This is a genomic window from Robertmurraya sp. DFI.2.37 (assembly GCF_029211245.1).
GTDB classification, from domain to species: Bacteria; Bacillota; Bacilli; order Bacillales; family Cytobacillaceae; genus Robertmurraya; species Robertmurraya methanolica_A.
In genome coordinates this window covers 21,377-37,763 of the sequence record NZ_JARGEJ010000008.1, presented here as the reverse complement: position 1 = coordinate 37,763, position 16,387 = coordinate 21,377, and the positions used below count along the sequence as shown (strand labels likewise).

General features: G+C 40.7%; 15 protein-coding genes. All 15 read right to left on the bottom strand.

What is annotated here, in order from left to right; all coding sequences use genetic code 11:
• Positions 1-94: 94 nt before the first annotated feature.
• Positions 95-1,111 (bottom strand): SDR family NAD(P)-dependent oxidoreductase, encoded by a 1,017-nt coding sequence (locus tag PZE06_RS06515; RefSeq protein WP_150914856.1) that lies wholly within the window; start codon positions 1,109-1,111, stop codon positions 95-97.
• A 22-nt stretch (positions 1,112-1,133) separates the two neighbouring features.
• The gene (locus tag PZE06_RS06510) at positions 1,134-1,721 is read right to left on the bottom strand and encodes a hypothetical protein (RefSeq protein WP_150914855.1); all 588 of its coding nucleotides are present in this window, start codon (positions 1,719-1,721) and stop codon (positions 1,134-1,136) included.
• A gap of 194 nt (positions 1,722-1,915) precedes the next feature.
• Positions 1,916-2,890 (bottom strand): flagellin N-terminal helical domain-containing protein, encoded by a 975-nt coding sequence (locus PZE06_RS06505; RefSeq protein WP_150914854.1) that lies wholly within the window; start codon positions 2,888-2,890, stop codon positions 1,916-1,918.
• A gap of 157 nt (positions 2,891-3,047) precedes the next feature.
• Complete coding sequence (gene csrA, locus PZE06_RS06500) at positions 3,048-3,275, bottom strand: carbon storage regulator CsrA (protein ID WP_095311870.1); 228 nt, start codon at positions 3,273-3,275, stop codon at positions 3,048-3,050.
• A gap of 3 nt (positions 3,276-3,278) precedes the next feature.
• Positions 3,279-3,728: a flagellar assembly protein FliW gene (fliW, locus tag PZE06_RS06495; RefSeq protein ID WP_095311872.1), complete on the bottom strand. Its 450-nt coding sequence runs from the start codon at positions 3,726-3,728 to the stop codon at positions 3,279-3,281.
• Positions 3,729-3,742: 14 nt separating this feature from the next.
• Positions 3,743-4,324, bottom strand: a complete 582-nt coding sequence (locus tag PZE06_RS06490) for a DUF6470 family protein (RefSeq protein WP_150914853.1) — start codon at positions 4,322-4,324, stop codon at positions 3,743-3,745.
• 244 nt (positions 4,325-4,568) lie between these two features.
• Entirely contained in the window at positions 4,569-5,774 is a 1,206-nt protein-coding gene (flgL, locus tag PZE06_RS06485; protein ID WP_095311875.1) for a flagellar hook-associated protein FlgL, read from the bottom strand.
• Between the two features lie 15 nt (positions 5,775-5,789).
• Positions 5,790-7,808 carry a flagellar hook-associated protein FlgK gene (gene flgK, locus PZE06_RS06480; RefSeq protein WP_095311877.1) on the bottom strand — a complete coding sequence of 673 codons (2,019 nt, stop codon included), beginning with the start codon at positions 7,806-7,808 and terminating at the stop codon, positions 5,790-5,792.
• 15 nt (positions 7,809-7,823) lie between these two features.
• Positions 7,824-8,312 (bottom strand): flagellar protein FlgN, encoded by a 489-nt coding sequence (locus PZE06_RS06475; protein ID WP_191963173.1) that lies wholly within the window; start codon positions 8,310-8,312, stop codon positions 7,824-7,826.
• 11 nt (positions 8,313-8,323) lie between these two features.
• A complete protein-coding gene (gene flgM / locus PZE06_RS06470) occupies positions 8,324-8,587 on the bottom strand; it encodes a flagellar biosynthesis anti-sigma factor FlgM (protein WP_095311881.1) in 264 nt (87 codons plus the stop codon).
• 145 nt (positions 8,588-8,732) lie between these two features.
• Complete coding sequence (locus PZE06_RS06465) at positions 8,733-9,170, bottom strand: YaaR family protein (RefSeq protein ID WP_095311883.1); 438 nt, start codon at positions 9,168-9,170, stop codon at positions 8,733-8,735.
• A 141-nt stretch (positions 9,171-9,311) separates the two neighbouring features.
• Positions 9,312-11,234 carry a flagellin N-terminal helical domain-containing protein gene (locus tag PZE06_RS06460; protein ID WP_225310623.1) on the bottom strand — a complete coding sequence of 641 codons (1,923 nt, stop codon included), beginning with the start codon at positions 11,232-11,234 and terminating at the stop codon, positions 9,312-9,314.
• Between the two features lie 19 nt (positions 11,235-11,253).
• On the bottom strand, positions 11,254-11,682 hold the full coding sequence (gene fliS / locus PZE06_RS06455) for a flagellar export chaperone FliS (protein ID WP_137743527.1): 429 nt from the start codon (positions 11,680-11,682) through the stop codon (positions 11,254-11,256).
• Positions 11,683-11,740: 58 nt separating this feature from the next.
• The gene (locus tag PZE06_RS06450; protein WP_137743579.1) at positions 11,741-12,040 is read right to left on the bottom strand and encodes an EscU/YscU/HrcU family type III secretion system export apparatus switch protein; all 300 of its coding nucleotides are present in this window, start codon (positions 12,038-12,040) and stop codon (positions 11,741-11,743) included.
• Positions 12,040-16,371: a coiled-coil domain-containing protein gene (locus tag PZE06_RS06445; RefSeq protein ID WP_150914851.1), complete on the bottom strand. Its 4,332-nt coding sequence runs from the start codon at positions 16,369-16,371 to the stop codon at positions 12,040-12,042. The genes PZE06_RS06450 and PZE06_RS06445 overlap by 1 nt, the downstream gene beginning before the upstream one ends.
• Positions 16,372-16,387 lie beyond the last annotated feature (16 nt).

Here is a 16,387-nt window from a genome sequence, read left to right as displayed (position 1 = left end):
GCTTAAACTTGTGAATCAGTTGTCTACACGTAGCTCATCTTTTCGAACAAGGTACATTTAAGTTTTTCTCCCGGATAATCTTTCACATGATGAATTATGGATTGTCCACGAGCTTCTCTTCTAAGATCCAGCTTCTTAACGTTTCTTTATCAATGGCAGCATCCTCTCTAACACGTGGAGGATTATGAATTGGATGGGCATCCTTGTACGAATGGCTTCCAACATAAGGTGCCTGAATAATATACATATTGCCCGTTTCTAAGCCCACTCTAACTTCATCTTCAGTCATTAATTCTTCAAACATTTTTTCGCCCGGACGAATACCGATTTGTTTGATTGCAACAGCCTTTGATAAGTTATACTTTTGCGTTACCTCTTCTATTAGCACATCAACAAGTTCACATAATTTAATAATTGGCATCTTTAAGACAAACACTTCTCCGCCCTTAGCAATTTCATTTGCCTCTAGAATTAGATTTATTGCTTGGGTTGAGGTCATCATATATCTCAACATGTTGGCGTCCGTCACCGTTATTTTATTCTCTTTTACTATTTGCTTAATGAATAGGGGAATGACTGAACCTCTTGACCCCATGACATTCCCAAATCGAACTGAGCTAAATATAGTTTGCTTTGGTCCCTTTTGGTATTGTGCAGCCGATATTAATCTTTCAGCGGTTAACTTAGTTGCTCCGTAAGTATTGGTTGGCGCAATTGCCTTGTCTGTACTAGTGAAGAGAACCTTTTTAACATTTGTTGTCAATGCCGCCTGAATAACATTTTGCGTCCCTAACACATTCGTTTGAACCGCTTCGAAAGGGTTGTATTCACAAGCAGGAACATGCTTCATCGCTGCTAGGTGGAAGACATAATCAATATCCTCCATTGCCCTCAAGAGCCGATTTTCATCGCGAACATCGCCGATTAAATATCTTATATTCTTATGGTTCTGAAGCTCTTGTTGCATTTCAAACTGCTTATATTCATCCCTGCTAAAAATACGGATTACCTTAGGGTTCTGCTCAAGCAATTCTTTAGTCAACCTGCGCCCTATCGTGCCCGTTCCACCTATTATTAAAATATTTTTATTCGTATACATAGTTGTCCGCATCATCTTACCTACTTCAATGGATTTATTTCATTGCAAAATTTTTCTTAGTCTCGCCATTAATAATCTCAAATTGTGGTAAAATTTCATATTGAATAATATCTGCTATCAAGATGGAATCTTTATTTTCGATTGCTTCCATTAAGTTTGGTAATTCCATCTCGAAAACGGCAATGCTTTTTACAAATTCTCCCCAGTTCACAATAGAGTGTTTTAATTGATCAATTTTTTTCAATGATTGGTAAATCCAATCTACCCCGTCCAATAAATAGGTTAATGTAAGCCACGCATTCTCAGAGGGTGTTTGGTAAAATTCATGAACAAGGGCTTTAATTTCAGGAATTGCTCGATTGGTATAATCATCTAACGAAACCAATACATCATCAATAAGCTCTTGCACTGTTTTTACAATCGCCTCTATTTCTTTAATCTCACCCTTTTTAGCCAGCATATATTCTTCGTGATCCTCGTATACTTCTTGACCATCAATGACTAAATGACTAAAAAACAAAGCTTTTTCAGAGGTCGTACTGTTAATTTTTTCAATGATCTTTTCAGTTCCATTTGCTCCGCTGTCAAAAGTATGCACTTGGTCTAATATCGTTAATTTCATTATCGTTCCTCCGTCTAATTAGATACTTATAATATCGACATTTTTCAACAAATGTTAAGACGACTTGCTTAGGGAATTATTGGTTAAGGAAAAGGAGTAATCTTATTGGGATGGATTCGAGGAATCTTTTGATGCAAAAAATAAAGCACAAAAAACCCCAGACGAAATATCGCCTGGGGAATTCCAATAATTAATTATTGAAGTAATTGTAATACTGATTGAGGCTTTTGGTTTGCTTGAGCAAGCATTGCTTGGGAAGCTTGTCCTAAGATGTTTGCACGAGTCATTTCCATTACCTCTTTCGCCATATCTACATCGCGAATACGAGATTCAGCAGCAGATAGGTTTTCAGAAGAGTTATTTAAGTTAGAAATCGTGTGCTCTAAACGGTTTTGGTATGCACCAAGGTTAGAACGTTGAGCAGATACAGTTTCAATTGCATTGTTGATTACTTCGATAGCAGCAGAAGCAGCAGCGTGGCTAGTTACATCTAATGCATATCCTGTAATCGTGCTATCTGTACCGTTTGTAACTCCAGCTCCACTAAATTGACCATTAGCAGGGTTATTTGCACCATTTCTTAATTCATGTACTGCATCACCAATACCATCATCAGTGATTTCTGTAGAATCACCTGCAGCAGCACCTTCTAAACCAAGTGCTTTAGCGCTCATGTTAACAATTTCAATTGTCATACTTTGACCATTGTTAGCACCAACTTGGAAAGTTGCAGAGAATTTTCCACCATTAGTACCACCACTCAATAATTTTTGAGTGTTGAACTCAGTTGTGTTAGAAATACGGTTAATCTCAGAAGTTAACTCGTTGATTTCTTTTTGGATCTCGTTACGGTCTACTTCAACGTTTGTATCGTTCGCTGCTTGAGTAGCAAGTTCACGCATACGTTGTAGAATGTTGTGAGTTTCTTGTAAAGCACCTTCAGCAGTTTGAATCATAGAGATACCGTCTTGTGCGTTACGGCTAGCTTGATCTAAACCACGTACTTGCGCACGCATTTTTTCAGAGATTGCTAGACCTGCAGCATCGTCACCAGCACGGTTGATACGAAGACCTGAAGATAATTTTTCCATAGCTTTTGCACCAGCGTTGTTGTTAACGCCCATTTGACGGTAAGTGTTTAACGCTGAAACGTTAGTGTTGATAATCATGTATAAGTTCCTCCTTGAAAATGGTTTTATCCCACATCCATGTGGTTTTGTATGTTCAATCTAGTCATTTGGTCGGCCGCCCGAATGACTAGATTGGTTACAACCATTATATCGACATTTTTCTTAGGTTGTGAAGGGCTAATTTCATTTTTTTTATTTATTTTTTTAGTTGATCGGAGAATTTTGTCAAAAGATCCATTGTCGTGTCTATGGCCTGCGAGTTTTCTTCTTGAATTGCCAAATATACTTCTTTTCGATGAATTTCGACATTTTTTGGAGCGTTAATCCCAATTTTAATTTGTTCACCATCAACAGAAAGAATTTTGATTTCGATGTCATCACCAATTTGAATCGCTTGGTTAAGTTTCCTAGTAAGTACAAGCATTGCTTAGCCCTCCTTACCGGTTACTGCTGCAGTTTGGACTAAAGGATGCTTCGTCGTGTAGGAGCTGTCGCTAAGAATTACTTGCTTCCCTAATTTTTTCTTATTGTTTATGACAATAGGTCCTTGCAGGTTCGCAGTTGTGTTTTGGAAGGGTTCCTGAACTGTAAGAATAACAAATGTTGCAACATCCTCTGCTTGTGAGATTTCGAGAACTTCTACTACATGCTCCGGCAACTTTAGTTCATAGCCTGGAAAAAACTCAAATGGACTTACGATCACAAACGCAAGACTTGGCGTTTGAACCGATTGTAAAATAAAGAAAGGCCCATCCTCTGCAAAAGGTAATACATAAAACTGTTTTTCTTCTAAAAAACTAGGAATTCCACTGTTAAAGTGAATGATATTGGCTTGATCAATTTCGATCTCACCATGATACTTCGTTGCAATTTTCATTTTCGTCACCACTTCTAGATTTTTTGGTCGAGGGCGGCACCTACCGCTCTTATCTGCATTGACGCTTTCTGCTTTAAGTAAATCTGCAAGTTACCCGGATTGTATTTAATGGTAGGTTCATTCGGTTTAATATCAATATTGAAATTCCCTCTATGCACTTTTATCTCTATCTTTGATGGCTGATAGCTGAATTTCACTTTATCAGCCGAAGAGGGCATATAGCCAATATTAAATTGCATTTGTTTAGGTTCACTGTTGTCCCGCGCAATGTCTGGAATGACACTTTTGTTCTGACCTTCAATCTTCATGAGACGATCGCCTTCTGCCGCATTCTCAGCAATGCTTTGCAGGGCCTTTTGCTTTGCCTTTGCTGCCCACTCTTTCACCACTCTTAGCGGATTCTTTAAGTTGGCATCAGCGAAAGCCTCCGTCTGGTCAATTTCCAATTTACTGTCTGTCTTAATGTATTCTACTTCCGGCTGCGGTTGATTCAGACTCATATCAGCTTTAGGCTGCCTTATTTCAATTGTTGATCGGCTCTTATTTAGGCCTAAATAAGCGAGGTGACTATCAATTTCTAATCGAGGTAGCTTCATAGCTAGTCCTCCCTTAAGGAATTATAATTCTATTTTAGCTAAAGTTGATGACAATTAAAACCATCGTTTCATTTTAAAAACAGTTTTATGTGGAGTGGTGCTGATCTTTGGGGTATTTTCTCACCGTTCAGATAACTGAAGGAGGTATGAAAGCAAGGCTTCACACGAAAGAGCCAAAAATCATTGTATCAATAAAGCTGTTCAACAAAGTCCTTTTAAAAAAAGCTACCCCCGAAGGAATAGCTTATCGTAGAAAGTCCATTAATGTTGGCTGTATAATTCTTGCTCCTACCGCAAGTGATGCACGATGAAGACTTTCTTGAAGCGTTAAGTTAATGATCGCCTCTTCAATATCAATATCTTCATTGTTGGAAACGGTATTTTTGGCAATCACTCTCTGTTCAAGAAGACGACTATCGACCATTTCAGCTCGGTTTACCTGCGCTCCAAGCTCCGCTCTCGTAGAAATAATTTGATTGAGATAGCCATCAATTGAATCAAGCGCTTTGGTGATTTCCTCACCCGTTGTTTCCGGATCTGTTAACATTTTCTTAATCGATTCTAAGCCACTAAACATCTCAATCGAGTATACTTCTTGCGAGTTAACATTAATTGGGATTTTAACACCCTTCATAACCTCAATTTCAACTTTTTGCGTATTGGAAGAAATCGCTCCTTTGTTAGAAACAACGAGATCATTTACTCCTAAATCTCTAGTGCTCCCAATGACAGCCCCATTGAGGCCCTCTTGCTCTTCTAATTGAAATTGTTTAATCGATGGTGGTGTTGTAGATGTATCAATGGAAATCGTGGCTGGCGGGCCCGTTTCTTCGATCTCATCGCCATTATCATCTATCGTTTTATACTTAATTTCAGGCTGAACTGTAAATGTTGTCACATCACCGTTCGTAGAATCATATTTATATGTTTGTCCCTTATAGCTAATCACATAATCATCCGCATTAGCCATATCGGTCGCAAATTTAGTGAAATCGACATTAAATTGGTTTTCGTTAATTGGATTTGCAGCAGTATCGGTTCCGTTGAAAATGTAATTTTCGCCAACCTTCGTATTTGCAAGCGCGACAATATGTGCTTGCAAGCTGCTAATCTCTTTTTCAATATTTTTGCGTGCTTCTGCCTCATAACTATCGTTTGAAGCTTGTACGACAAGCTCACGGATTCTTTGCAGAACTTGATTCGTTTCATCAAGGGCTGAATCCGCATTATCCATCCAGTTGAAACCTTCATTTAAATTACGGCGAAATTGGTCGACCTCCACTACTTGGGTCCGATAACGCATCCCCTTCATCGCAATAACTGGATCATCTGAAGGTCTTGTAATTTTCTTACCTGTAATTAGCTGCTCTTGCAGCTTAGACAAATGATTATAGTTCTGGCTTATATACTTTAAATTATTATTTGACAGCATTGATTGTGTAACACGCATGTTCACTCACCTACCTTATCTTCCCACTATACCCATGTTATTTATCACCCTATCAAGCAACTCATCAATAAGGGTTACCTGTCTTGCAGCAGCATTATAGGCATGCTGATATTGAATCATATTAACCATTTCTTCATCTAAAGAAACACTGCTCTCAGACATCCGTCTTTCTTCAACTGAACCTTTCAACGTAGCAGCCGTGTCTGTCATACGATTTGCTTCAGAAGCATTATCACCGAGCTTTCCAATCATTCCTTGATAAAATGATTGAACATTTGTAAGGTTGCCTCCAAAATCGATAAGAGCATCCTTCACATTTGCCAATGCAAGAGCATTCGAGCCATTGCCAATAAATGCTTCATCGGACGGCTTAACCCCTTCAGCATTGAAAGAGAATGACCATGTATCTCCATCCGTTAAGGATGATACCGAGCTTGTATCAAAACTGATTCCCAACAATTTCACCTGGTTATTTGTTGCAGAATGAGTTGCAGTAAACGTATTGCCGTCAGCATCAACGGCTGTAAAAGTATAGTTCCAAGTGCTTGGGTCCACATCTGAATCATACTCGACCTTTACATCAATTTTATCAATTCCCGCTGGCCATGTTGCAGGTGCCCCATTTGCATCGGTAATTGTCAAAAGAGAAAGGTCGGAAGAATCATAGATCCCTGTATAAGAAGGATTGCCAACTGTTTGATTATTAACAGTTTCTCTCTTCATCCCTCCAGCGATTACGTTCCCTTCAGAAGCGGCCGCAATATTTCGCACATCATCTATAATGTGGTCGGCAACAGCCAATCTTGAGGCAGCACCTTTAATCGAAGTGCCGATCGTAAAGAAGTCACCAAAATTTTCGTTTTGTTCTCCATTTTCGATCTCGTTTAAGCTCCAACCTGAACTATGAACGAGATTAAAATGAGTCGCAAATGTATAGGCCATTTGATCCAAGTCGGCAAGCATATCATTATATGTTCCCTTAACATCATCGCCAATTTTATAGCCATAGCCTTCAATATAGCCTTTTAATGCGCCATTAGTTTTAAACGCATTTAAATCTTCTAAAATATAGCGGGGATTAGTAGACTGGTCGGCAACTGTATTATTAGCCATGCCAGCAAAACCGCTTTCGTTCTCATTTAATTGGAAGAACTTAATTTGCGTCATCGGGCTGTCGAGCTCTGAACGATTCTCAAATTGAATATGGATGCCAGTGGCGATTCCCATTGTTGCATCTACAAGTTTAATAGGTTTTCCATTAGAATCCTTTAATATATCCCCTTCTGGTGTTGCTAAATAAACATCCAATTTTCCTTCCGCATTAGCAGATGCTAAACCTCCACTTGATTTCGAATCAACCCTAATATTCATATAAGTCGATAATTCATCAAGCAGCCGATCCCGCTCATCGTATAAGTCATTCGGCAAATAACCGTGAGGTTCAATCGAACCAATTTGTTTATTAATCGCATTTATTTGTCGTAAAATCGAGTTAATGGAATCTTGAGACGTTTCAATTTCCTTGCGGTAATCCGCCTGTATCGTCTTCAATGAATTGGCCATGTAGTTAAACGTGTTCGCAAGGGTGATTCCCCGCTCGCGCACGACTCTTCGCGCACCGTCATTCTGCGGCTGCACAGCTAGATCCTGAAGGGCATTCCAAAATTGATCCATCGTATTAGCTAGACCGATATCAGAAGGTTCATTCATAATATTTTCCATTTGGTTTAGCATTTCAGCTTTTGATTGCCAATATCCAAGTTTGCTACTTTCTGTGCGAAATTGCATATCGGTAAAACTATCACGAATTCTCGTAATATCTCCCGCCTTAACACCTGTTCCAAGCTGACCTGGAATTTGTGGTCTGTTTAATGATGGAGACGGATAAGGTAGAGTTGTTTGCATGTTTACGCGCTGCCTTGTGTAGCCTGGTGTATTTGCGTTTGAAATATTATGCCCTGTCGTATAAAGGGCTGATTGTTGTGTCGTGAGTGCCCTCTTGGCAGTTTCTAATCCAAAAAAGGTTGATGTCATAACAAATATCCTCCATTAAGCGTTGGAATCAAAAATGGACCGTTTCGGATGGGGCGATTCTTGGTTCACCTCAGGACGGTTGTAGTTAAAAGAATCGATATCCGGCTGCAAAAGTTCCAGATTCATTTGAACAAATTGCAAGGATTGTTCTAATAAATCTTGATTCAATAAATTTTGTTGACGCAAAGCCTCAATTTGAGTTTCAAGCTTCGTTTTTTCTGTCATAAATGCCGTCTTATCTTCTACTAAATCGATTACTTTAGATAGGCTAGGAGATTCGGTAGATGCTCCACTTTTTTCTAAAAAGAGTTGCGTTTCTTGTACGAGCTTGCCCTCTGTTTGACGAATCTGTTTGATATAGAGATTTTCTTCTTTGAGGATCGATTGCAGACGGTCTAAATCTCCCGTTTTTATCATCTCTGTTTTTTGAAGGGCAATGGCATGCAAACCTTCATGTAAACTGGTTAATTCCTTTACAGATTCAAGTATTGTTTTCGCAGGCAATGGATTCACTCCTATTTCAAGTCATCCCAATAAGAATACATTTTTTCGGCCACTTTCTTTGCATTCAACTCATATTGGCCAGATTGAATTTCACTTTTGAGCGCATCTACTTTTTCTTGCCTTTCAAGCTCAATATTCCCAATCTTTTGGAGCTTGATTGCCTCTGATGAAATTTCAATTTTGTCTTTCGTCTTTGCTTTTTGTGTTTGCTCCAGTTTCTCAACTTGCTTGTTATACGGATTCACATTTACATTGCGCAAATGATTGATCTTCATTTTTTCTCACCTCTTAATACACAGTTCCGTTACTATTTTTATCATCTAAACTATATATCGGCAGCCATTCTATTTTGTTTAGTAATTATTGCCCAAGTGCTATTAAACTTTGATGAGTTCTCGGCACAAAATCCTTCATAAAAAATCATGTATAAATATTAATTAAAAGACCTTGAATTTCCCCTACTTGTTTTAAAATATCAAGACCGTTCTTTTCTTTATTTAACACATCATTTGCCAAGTCAATTAACTTCTTATCTACTTCTTTTACGATTTTATAAATTTTTGTCCGTCCTCTGCGATTAAAACCCCTTTGTTCCTCAAGCTGAAGCCCGTTTTGTACCGCTTCTTCCATAAACTCTTTAACCATTTTTTTATATTTACGCAAGTCATCAACCGTACGGCTCTCTGCAAGAGTCTTCCCTTGTTCCTCAATTTCTTCAACCATTTTAGTTAACTTGTCGTACACCGTTTGTTGACGTCCCTTTGCCATCACTTCTTGGAAGGATACGCTTTCAGCAGGTACGTTATTTTTTGCTTTCACTCGATCAAGACCAGCTTTATTTACCTTTTGGATCTCCATTGATTAATCCATCCTTTTAATTGTGTTGATAGCAATATTTTATCATAACGAATCATTCGAGCGAAAAATCTTCTTATCGCATCGCTGTCATAAAAAAGAGAGGAAAGACCTCTACAGATAGCCTTACCTCTCTTGTGAAATTTATCCTTGTAGTAATTGAAGAACACCTTGTGGCAATTGGTTTGCTTGAGCAAGCATCGCTTGTGCAGACTGATTAAGGATATTATTTCTCGTGAACTCAGTCATTTCAAGAGCCATATCAGCATCACGGATACGTGACTCAGCAGATGTTAAGTTTTCATGTGTGACTTGCAAGTTATTAATCGTATGCTCTAATCGATTTTGCGTCGCCCCAAGCTTAGAACGAGTCGATGAAATTTGATTGATCGCTTTTTCAAGCTTGAAAATCGCTTCGTTAGCTGATGCGTGGTCAAGCACATTGATTTCGTCAATGCCAAGCTTAACTGTGCTTAACTGCGGCACATCAATCATGACATTTTGGTTTGTGTTAGCCCCGATTTGGAAGGCTAATGCTTTATTGGTAAGGTCGAACTGAGAAGCCCCCTCTTTTACATTCGCCCCATACTCCATTTCTAGTCCACCATGAGTCAACTTTCCGTTTGAAGTCGTTAATTGTTTTGGGAATGTGATGGCAGTAACGTTTGTCGGGTCATTCGGGTCTACCACCGAAACAGAAACTTCCATTTTCGCTTCCACTTGTACTTTTGCTGTTCCAGCTTGTGTAATTTGACTTGTATCTATTTGAACTTTTTTCCCATCTTCAGTACCAATTGTTTGGATGCTACCATGCGTATCACCAATTAACGAGGCTAACTTTCCAACAGAGAATCCATCTGGATTAAACACTTCAATTGTCGCACTCGGTCTATTATTACTATCCACTTGATATCCAGTTACGACAATGGAGTATTCACCAAGTGCTAGTTCACTTCCCGCAACATCTACAGTAGTGCTTCCATCAGCAATTCTTGCTGCTTCTAAATCTATGTTAAGACCACCAATATTGACTGTTTGAACACTGCCATCTGTAAAGGTAACAGATTGAGGTGCTCCCCCATCAACCGAAATGTCAGCAGTTGTTTGAAGATCAAAAGTTATTGTCTCATCACCTGAAATAGTTGAAGTTATATTAATCGCTTCAGTTCCATTACCGAAAGTAATTGGTGTGATACTTACGTCAAGATTTTGACTTACAGTACTACCATCTGGATAGGTTAAAGTTGCTGTAAACGTTGCTGGATCAGGTGCATTTGAATCATCATAATCTGTTATCTCTAATTGGTATGATCCAGGTACAGCAGACTTTCCAGCTGTTACATCTGGGTTACTTGGAGTTGTTGTTTTATTCTCAATTGTTACTGAATATGTACCAATTTCAGCATCATCTACACGAACATTTGATACTTGTGCACCATTTGTACCCATCTTAGCATCCGGAGCAATTTTAAGTACATCCTTACTACTTACACCAGCGCCTGGTTGATTCAATTTGTAAACTAATTCAGGCGTATTTTCGATTCCAATTTGATAACGTCCTGTTTTCATAGAAGGATCGGTTACAATTGGTACATTTTTGATATTCGTATTTGCCATTTCACCAGCAACGTACTGTGTATCTACCGCACTTGAACCATCTAGCAATTTACGTGTGTTGAATTCTGTTTTTGATGCGATGCTGTCGATTTCCAATCGCAATTGGTCGATTTCTTTTTGGATTTGCTCGCGGTCTTCAGTCGTGTTTGTATCGTTTGCCGCTTGTACAGCAAGCTCGCGCATACGTTGTAGCATGGAGTGAACTTCTGTCATCGCTCCTTCAGCTGTTTGCATGAGGGAGATTCCATCAAGCGAGTTTCTTTCCGCCTGCTTTAAGCCGCGGATTTGTGAACGCATTTTTTCTGAAATCGCAAGTCCTGCAGCATCGTCAGCAGCGCGATTAATACGTAATCCAGAAGATAGTCTTTCAAGGTTTTTAGAAGTTGCCGCTTGGTTTTGATATAAGTTGCGGTAAGCATTTAAAGCTTGAATGTTATTATTGATTTTCATTTTTTATGCTCCTTTTATTTTAATATTCTTCAGTTAAAACACTTTTTTCATAAGCAGAAGCTTTCTTTCGAATGCCTGCTGCTGGGTCAGCTGTTTTATTTTTCATTGCCTGATTCCAGGCAGCTGAGATTTCTTCCAATGAATGAAGAACTTCTTTAATAATCTTGACATCTTTATTTAAATTCGCTTCAACAATCTTATCTGCCATATAGTTATAAAGTACATCTAATTGGTCAGCGATGATGCCAGCATCATAATTGAGTCCAGCACCAAGACGTTGAAGGATATCATTCGCGTTTTGGAGCTTTCGATTCGCTAAGACATAATCTTTGCTATTAATAAAATCAATGGCTTCTTCTAAGTTTGTCATACACCCTTCGTATAAGAGCGCGGTTATTTCCTGTGGTGATTTTTGGTGAATAGCTGATTCTGTAAAGATTTCAGTCACCTGTTGTACACCTCCAATTGGTTATCTAACTTATTTATCGGAAAAAGTCGAAAAGTGTTTAATAATTTTTTTCCATTTCCTCGATTAATAGTAAAATTTCGGCCATGACTGAATATAATTGCGGGGGAACATTGTCCCCCAAGTCCATATCCAATAAATTGGCCACTAATGTTGAATCCTCTTGCATATGAACATGATTCCTTTTGGCCAGTTCAATAATTTGCTGCGCAACCTGCCCCTTTCCTTGTGCAACAATGGTTGGTGCCTGATTAGAACCCTCGTCATATTTAATAACAGCAGCAGAAGGGCCATTCATTTCTTTGCGTCTTTTTTGATTATAGAAAGCAGACGATACCATCATATTCTAAAATCCATTCCCTTCTCTGTAAAAATAGGTTTTTGCGGTTTTTGTTCAATCGTTTGATCAGGTTGACTTTGAGTTTTAATCGGTGTCATTCTCGTGAAATGAAGGGCATTGACGTTATAGCCAATTTCATTTAGCTTATCCTTTGCCATATTCGCTAACGGCTCCATTTTTTCTTTAAAACCTGGTTTATCATTTTTAATCGTAATCGTTAAATTCCGTTCGGTCGCCGAAAGCATGATTCCGACATCACCTAGCTTCTTCGTTTCGATAAGGAAATAGAGATTGCAGTTTTCCCAATCGACCTGCTGGCCTTCGTTTTTAGAGTTGACAAAGACCTGTAAGTTTTCCGGCTTTCCTCCAAGCAGCAACGGCAGGTTAAAGAGCATGTTTTGCATCGTACCAGGCGAATCTGCCTTACTTAATAACTGCTGGCCTGTCAAATTGTTCAGTGCTTGTTCCGCTTGCTGGGCCACACGAGGGTTAGCTTCTTCTTGCTGAAGTTTCATTAAAGCAGCCTTCATATTATTTTGCTGCTCCTGCTGGTTGTGCTCGCCATTTTTAAACACAAGCGAGTTTGCTAAATCACTATCATGGTTTAGCCCAAGCGAGCGAACCATTTCGAACATTTGCCTTCCTGACGGCTCCTGTAAAGAGAAGCCTCTTGCTCCTGCCTCTAAAGGGGCATGGCGATTGTCCATCGCAAGGCTTTCCTTGCTGACAAAATGCATGATCTTTTGTTCTGAAGGCTTGAAATTTAATTTATCAATCAATTCTTTCACTTGTCCGACAATTTTCGAAGCTTCAGAGAAATTGCCTTTTGCCAAAAGTTTTTTCGCATCAGCTAATTGGGAGCTTGCCTGCAAAAGCTGCCTTTCTGTTTTCATGTCCGTAAATAACATTAAATCGCTTTTTAAAATCGCATTATCCAGTTTGCTAATAGCAGTCTCCAGCATTTTGCTCGCTTGCGGCTGTGCACTTCCTTTAAAAGTGTCAATCGTGCGCTGGACACTATCCAAATTTCTCGTAATCTCTCTTTTTAATTCCCTGAATTCATGCGTCGCTTCGGCGAGCTTTTGTGTAACCCTTGTAACTAAAATATCTTTAGATTGAACTTGCATGGATTGAAGGAGCTCATTGACGTCATATTGGCTGTTCATCCCTTGCGTTGGATCCACTTTCGGTTCTGACAGAGAAAGGGACTTCTGGATTTGGGTTAATTCATTGGCTACATGCTGCCTTGAGGCAATTTCCCGCCCTCGATCATTCAATTGTTGTGCCCGTTCTAGCGCCTCTTCAATTTTTGCGATATTTTTGACATCTATATTTGGATTGCTAGATATTTCTTTTCTGACTAGATTCAAAGCCTTGTCCACATCCGGTTCATTGTGGAATTGCTTTAAAGCCTGCTGCACGGTTTCGCTTGGCAGCTTCGGTATTAGCACGGGCTTCATTTCTCCACCGCTCTGCGATTCAGTTTGTTGAATATTCTGATTTGCTTGCTGGCCAGCTTGAGCGGTTTGCGGCTGCGACTTTAAAGCATTTGCCTCTAATTGCAGCAATAGCTTCGTTAACCGTTCACGCCCCGCCTCGCTAAGCTGGTCTGCTTGATTCAACGCCTTTTCGATATTTCTGGCAATATCCGGATCAATGCTTGGAGATTTTAGCACCTGTTCCTGAAGGACCTTTTTTACATCTTGACCCGCTTGAAGCTGCTCACGTACTTGCTTAATCGTTTCCTTTAATTCAACGGTTTGAGAAGCGGCCCCTTGCTGTGTCTGCACCGTTTTTGCATTAGAAGAATGGTTGAGCTGTGATTCCATGCGGCGGGAATCTGGTTGCACAGTTTCCTGTGAACCTTGCCTTACCGGTGCCGGTGCCTCATTTCGCTGCGTTTCTCTTGCTGCCGTTTCTGCTTCAGCACTGCTGAGCGCCTGAACGATTCGTTCTCTTCCCGCCGATTCCTGACCTGCTCTTTGCAGCTGACTCGCTTCCTGCAAGGCCCGTTCGATCTTTTGCGCTATTTCACGATCGATCTTCGGATTTTGGACCACCTGTTCGCGCACTTGCTCAATCGTTTTTTGCAGGCGCGGTTCCTGTTGCACCGATTCTCGTGCTTGGCGAATGACTTCTGCCGAACGCTGGTCCGCGCTTGTATTCGCTCTGCTTCTTGCTTCTGGCTGTGCCGTTTCCTGAGAACCTTGCCTTACTGGTGCCGGTGCCTCACTTCGCTGCCCTTCTCTTGATACTGATTCCGCTTCAGCACTGCTCAGCGCTTGAACGATTCGCTCTCTTCCTGCCGACTCCTGACCTGACCTTTGCAGCTGGCTTGCCTCCTGCAAAGCACGCTCGACCTTTTGCGCTATTTCACGATCGATTTTCGGATTTTGGACTACCTGTTCACGCACTTGCTCAATCGCTCTTTGCAGGCGCGGTTCCTGTTGCACCGTTTCTCGCGCTTGGCGAATGACTTCTGCCGGACGCTGGTCTGCGCCTGTATTCGCTCTGCTTCTTGCTTCTGGCTGTGCCGTTTCTACTTCAGCACTGCTCAACGCTTGAACGATTCGCTCTCTTCCTGCCAACTCCTGACCTGACCTTTGCAGCTGGCTTGCTTCCTGCAAGGCACGCTCGACCTTTTGCGCTATTTCACGATCGATTTTCGGATTTTGGACTACCTGTTCACGCACTTGCTCAATCGCTCTTTGTAAGCGCGGTTCCTGTTGCACCGTTTCTCGCGCTTGGCGAATGACTTCTGTCGGGCGCTGGTCTGCGCTTGTATTCACTCTGCTTCTTGCTTCTGGCTGTGCCGTTTCCTGAGAACCTTGCCTTACTGGTGCCGGTGCCTCACTTCGCTGCCCTTCTCTTGATACTGATTCCGCTTCAGCACTGCTCAGTGCTTGAACAATTCGCTCTCTTCCTGCCGACTCCTGACCTGACCTTTGCAGCTGGCTTGCCTCCTGCAAAGCACGCTCGACCTTTTGCGCTATTTCACGATCGATCTTCGGATTTTGGACCACCTGTTCGCGCACTTGCTCAATCGTTTTTTGCAGGCGCGGTTCCTGTTGCACCGATTCTCGTGCTTGGCGAATGACTTCAGAAGGTTTTAAGTCAATGGCGTCATGTTCCACGCTTGCCAATGCGGAGCTGAGCACTTCCTTCCCTGTCGTAATCCGCCCCTGCTGCATTAACACTGTAGCCTCCGTAATTGCTTTGGCAATTTTTCCAGCAGCATCTGCCGAAAGATTGCGATTGTTTAACAATTCCGTTTGAACTTTTTCAATTGATTTTTGCAAATTCGGATTGGAGCTGACTTGATTTCGCAGCTCTCTAACAACATCACTTAAACTTGCATTTGTAACAGGTCGGCTTTGTTCAGCCCTATTATCCACTGCAACCGCTTTTGGAGCGACCATTTCGGCTTCAGAACGATTTAAAGTCTGAACTAAACGATCCTTGCCGATAGATTGGAGTTTTTCCGCATCTGAAATGACCTTGTTAATCTCATTAACCACTTCTCTATCTATTTTTGCGTTATTGGCAATCACCGTTTTTACAGCCTGAATTGCTTTTTGCGGATCTGCCTCTTTTTCTAAAATAGAGCGAATTTGGCTGACAATCTCTCGAACTGCTGTTTGATTATAGGCTTTTTCGTTGGAAAGAGGGGCTTTGACCACGCTCTCTGCTGCCTTAGCTGTTATGGCTCCTTCTTTCACATTGGAAAAAACAGCCTGTTCTCTTTTACCAGAAGTATCAAGATTCAGTTCCTTTGCCAGATTTGTCAGCACTTCATTTAATGGCTTTCCGTGCAGCGCTTCATGGATAGATCGGAGATGCGTTTGAGTAACCTCCAAGCCCTTATTCACTAGTGCTCTGACTGTATCACTTTTTGTTTCAAACGAGCCTTGCCCTTTTTCAAAAAAGGTCTTCAGCTCAGAAACTACTTCTTTTGATAGCGGATATCCCTTATCTAACAATAATCTCGCTGCTTCTCTTAACTCCGGGGCATCCTTTGAAGTTAATCCTACCTTTTGCAATACTGCAGAAAGTTCTGGTGCCTTCAAGTTCGATGATTTAGATGCCTCACTTTGAATCGCCTTCACATTCAGCTTATCTTCTTGATGACTGGTGACTTGAACCGTTGCTCGCTCTCCAGCTGGTACCTTCCCTTCAAATTCAGCGACAAATTCCTTCCCTCTTATTTGCAGAACAGCTTCTTTATCTGAAATTCGTTGTTTAATTTGTGCAGAGTAAATTTCATCTTTTTTAACATCAAATGAAAGATCTATACTTGCTGTATTAGTCAGCCCTTGATTGGTGATTTGCATTTATGCCACTCCCCGT

Coding starts and splice junctions, on each gene's coding strand:
- PZE06_RS06515 (WP_150914856.1), bottom strand. CDS start 1,111: ATGCGGACAACTATGTATACGAATAAAAATATTTTAATAATAGGTGGA.
- PZE06_RS06510 (WP_150914855.1), bottom strand. CDS start 1,721: ATGAAATTAACGATATTAGACCAAGTGCATACTTTTGACAGCGGAGCA.
- PZE06_RS06505 (WP_150914854.1), bottom strand. CDS start 2,890: ATGATTATCAACACTAACGTTTCAGCGTTAAACACTTACCGTCAAATG.
- csrA (WP_095311870.1), bottom strand. CDS start 3,275: ATGCTTGTACTTACTAGGAAACTTAACCAAGCGATTCAAATTGGTGAT.
- fliW (WP_095311872.1), bottom strand. CDS start 3,728: ATGAAAATTGCAACGAAGTATCATGGTGAGATCGAAATTGATCAAGCC.
- PZE06_RS06490 (WP_150914853.1), bottom strand. CDS start 4,324: ATGAAGCTACCTCGATTAGAAATTGATAGTCACCTCGCTTATTTAGGC.
- flgL (WP_095311875.1), bottom strand. CDS start 5,774: ATGCGTGTTACACAATCAATGCTGTCAAATAATAATTTAAAGTATATA.
- flgK (WP_095311877.1), bottom strand. CDS start 7,808: ATGACATCAACCTTTTTTGGATTAGAAACTGCCAAGAGGGCACTCACG.
- flgM (WP_095311881.1), bottom strand. CDS start 8,587: ATGAAGATCAATCATTTGCGCAATGTAAATGTGAATCCGTATAACAAG.
- PZE06_RS06465 (WP_095311883.1), bottom strand. CDS start 9,170: ATGGAGATCCAAAAGGTAAATAAAGCTGGTCTTGATCGAGTGAAAGCA.
- PZE06_RS06460 (WP_225310623.1), bottom strand. CDS start 11,234: ATGAAAATCAATAATAACATTCAAGCTTTAAATGCTTACCGCAACTTA.
- PZE06_RS06450 (WP_137743579.1), bottom strand. CDS start 12,040: ATGGTATCGTCTGCTTTCTATAATCAAAAAAGACGCAAAGAAATGAAT.
- PZE06_RS06445 (WP_150914851.1), bottom strand. CDS start 16,371: ATGCAAATCACCAATCAAGGGCTGACTAATACAGCAAGTATAGATCTT.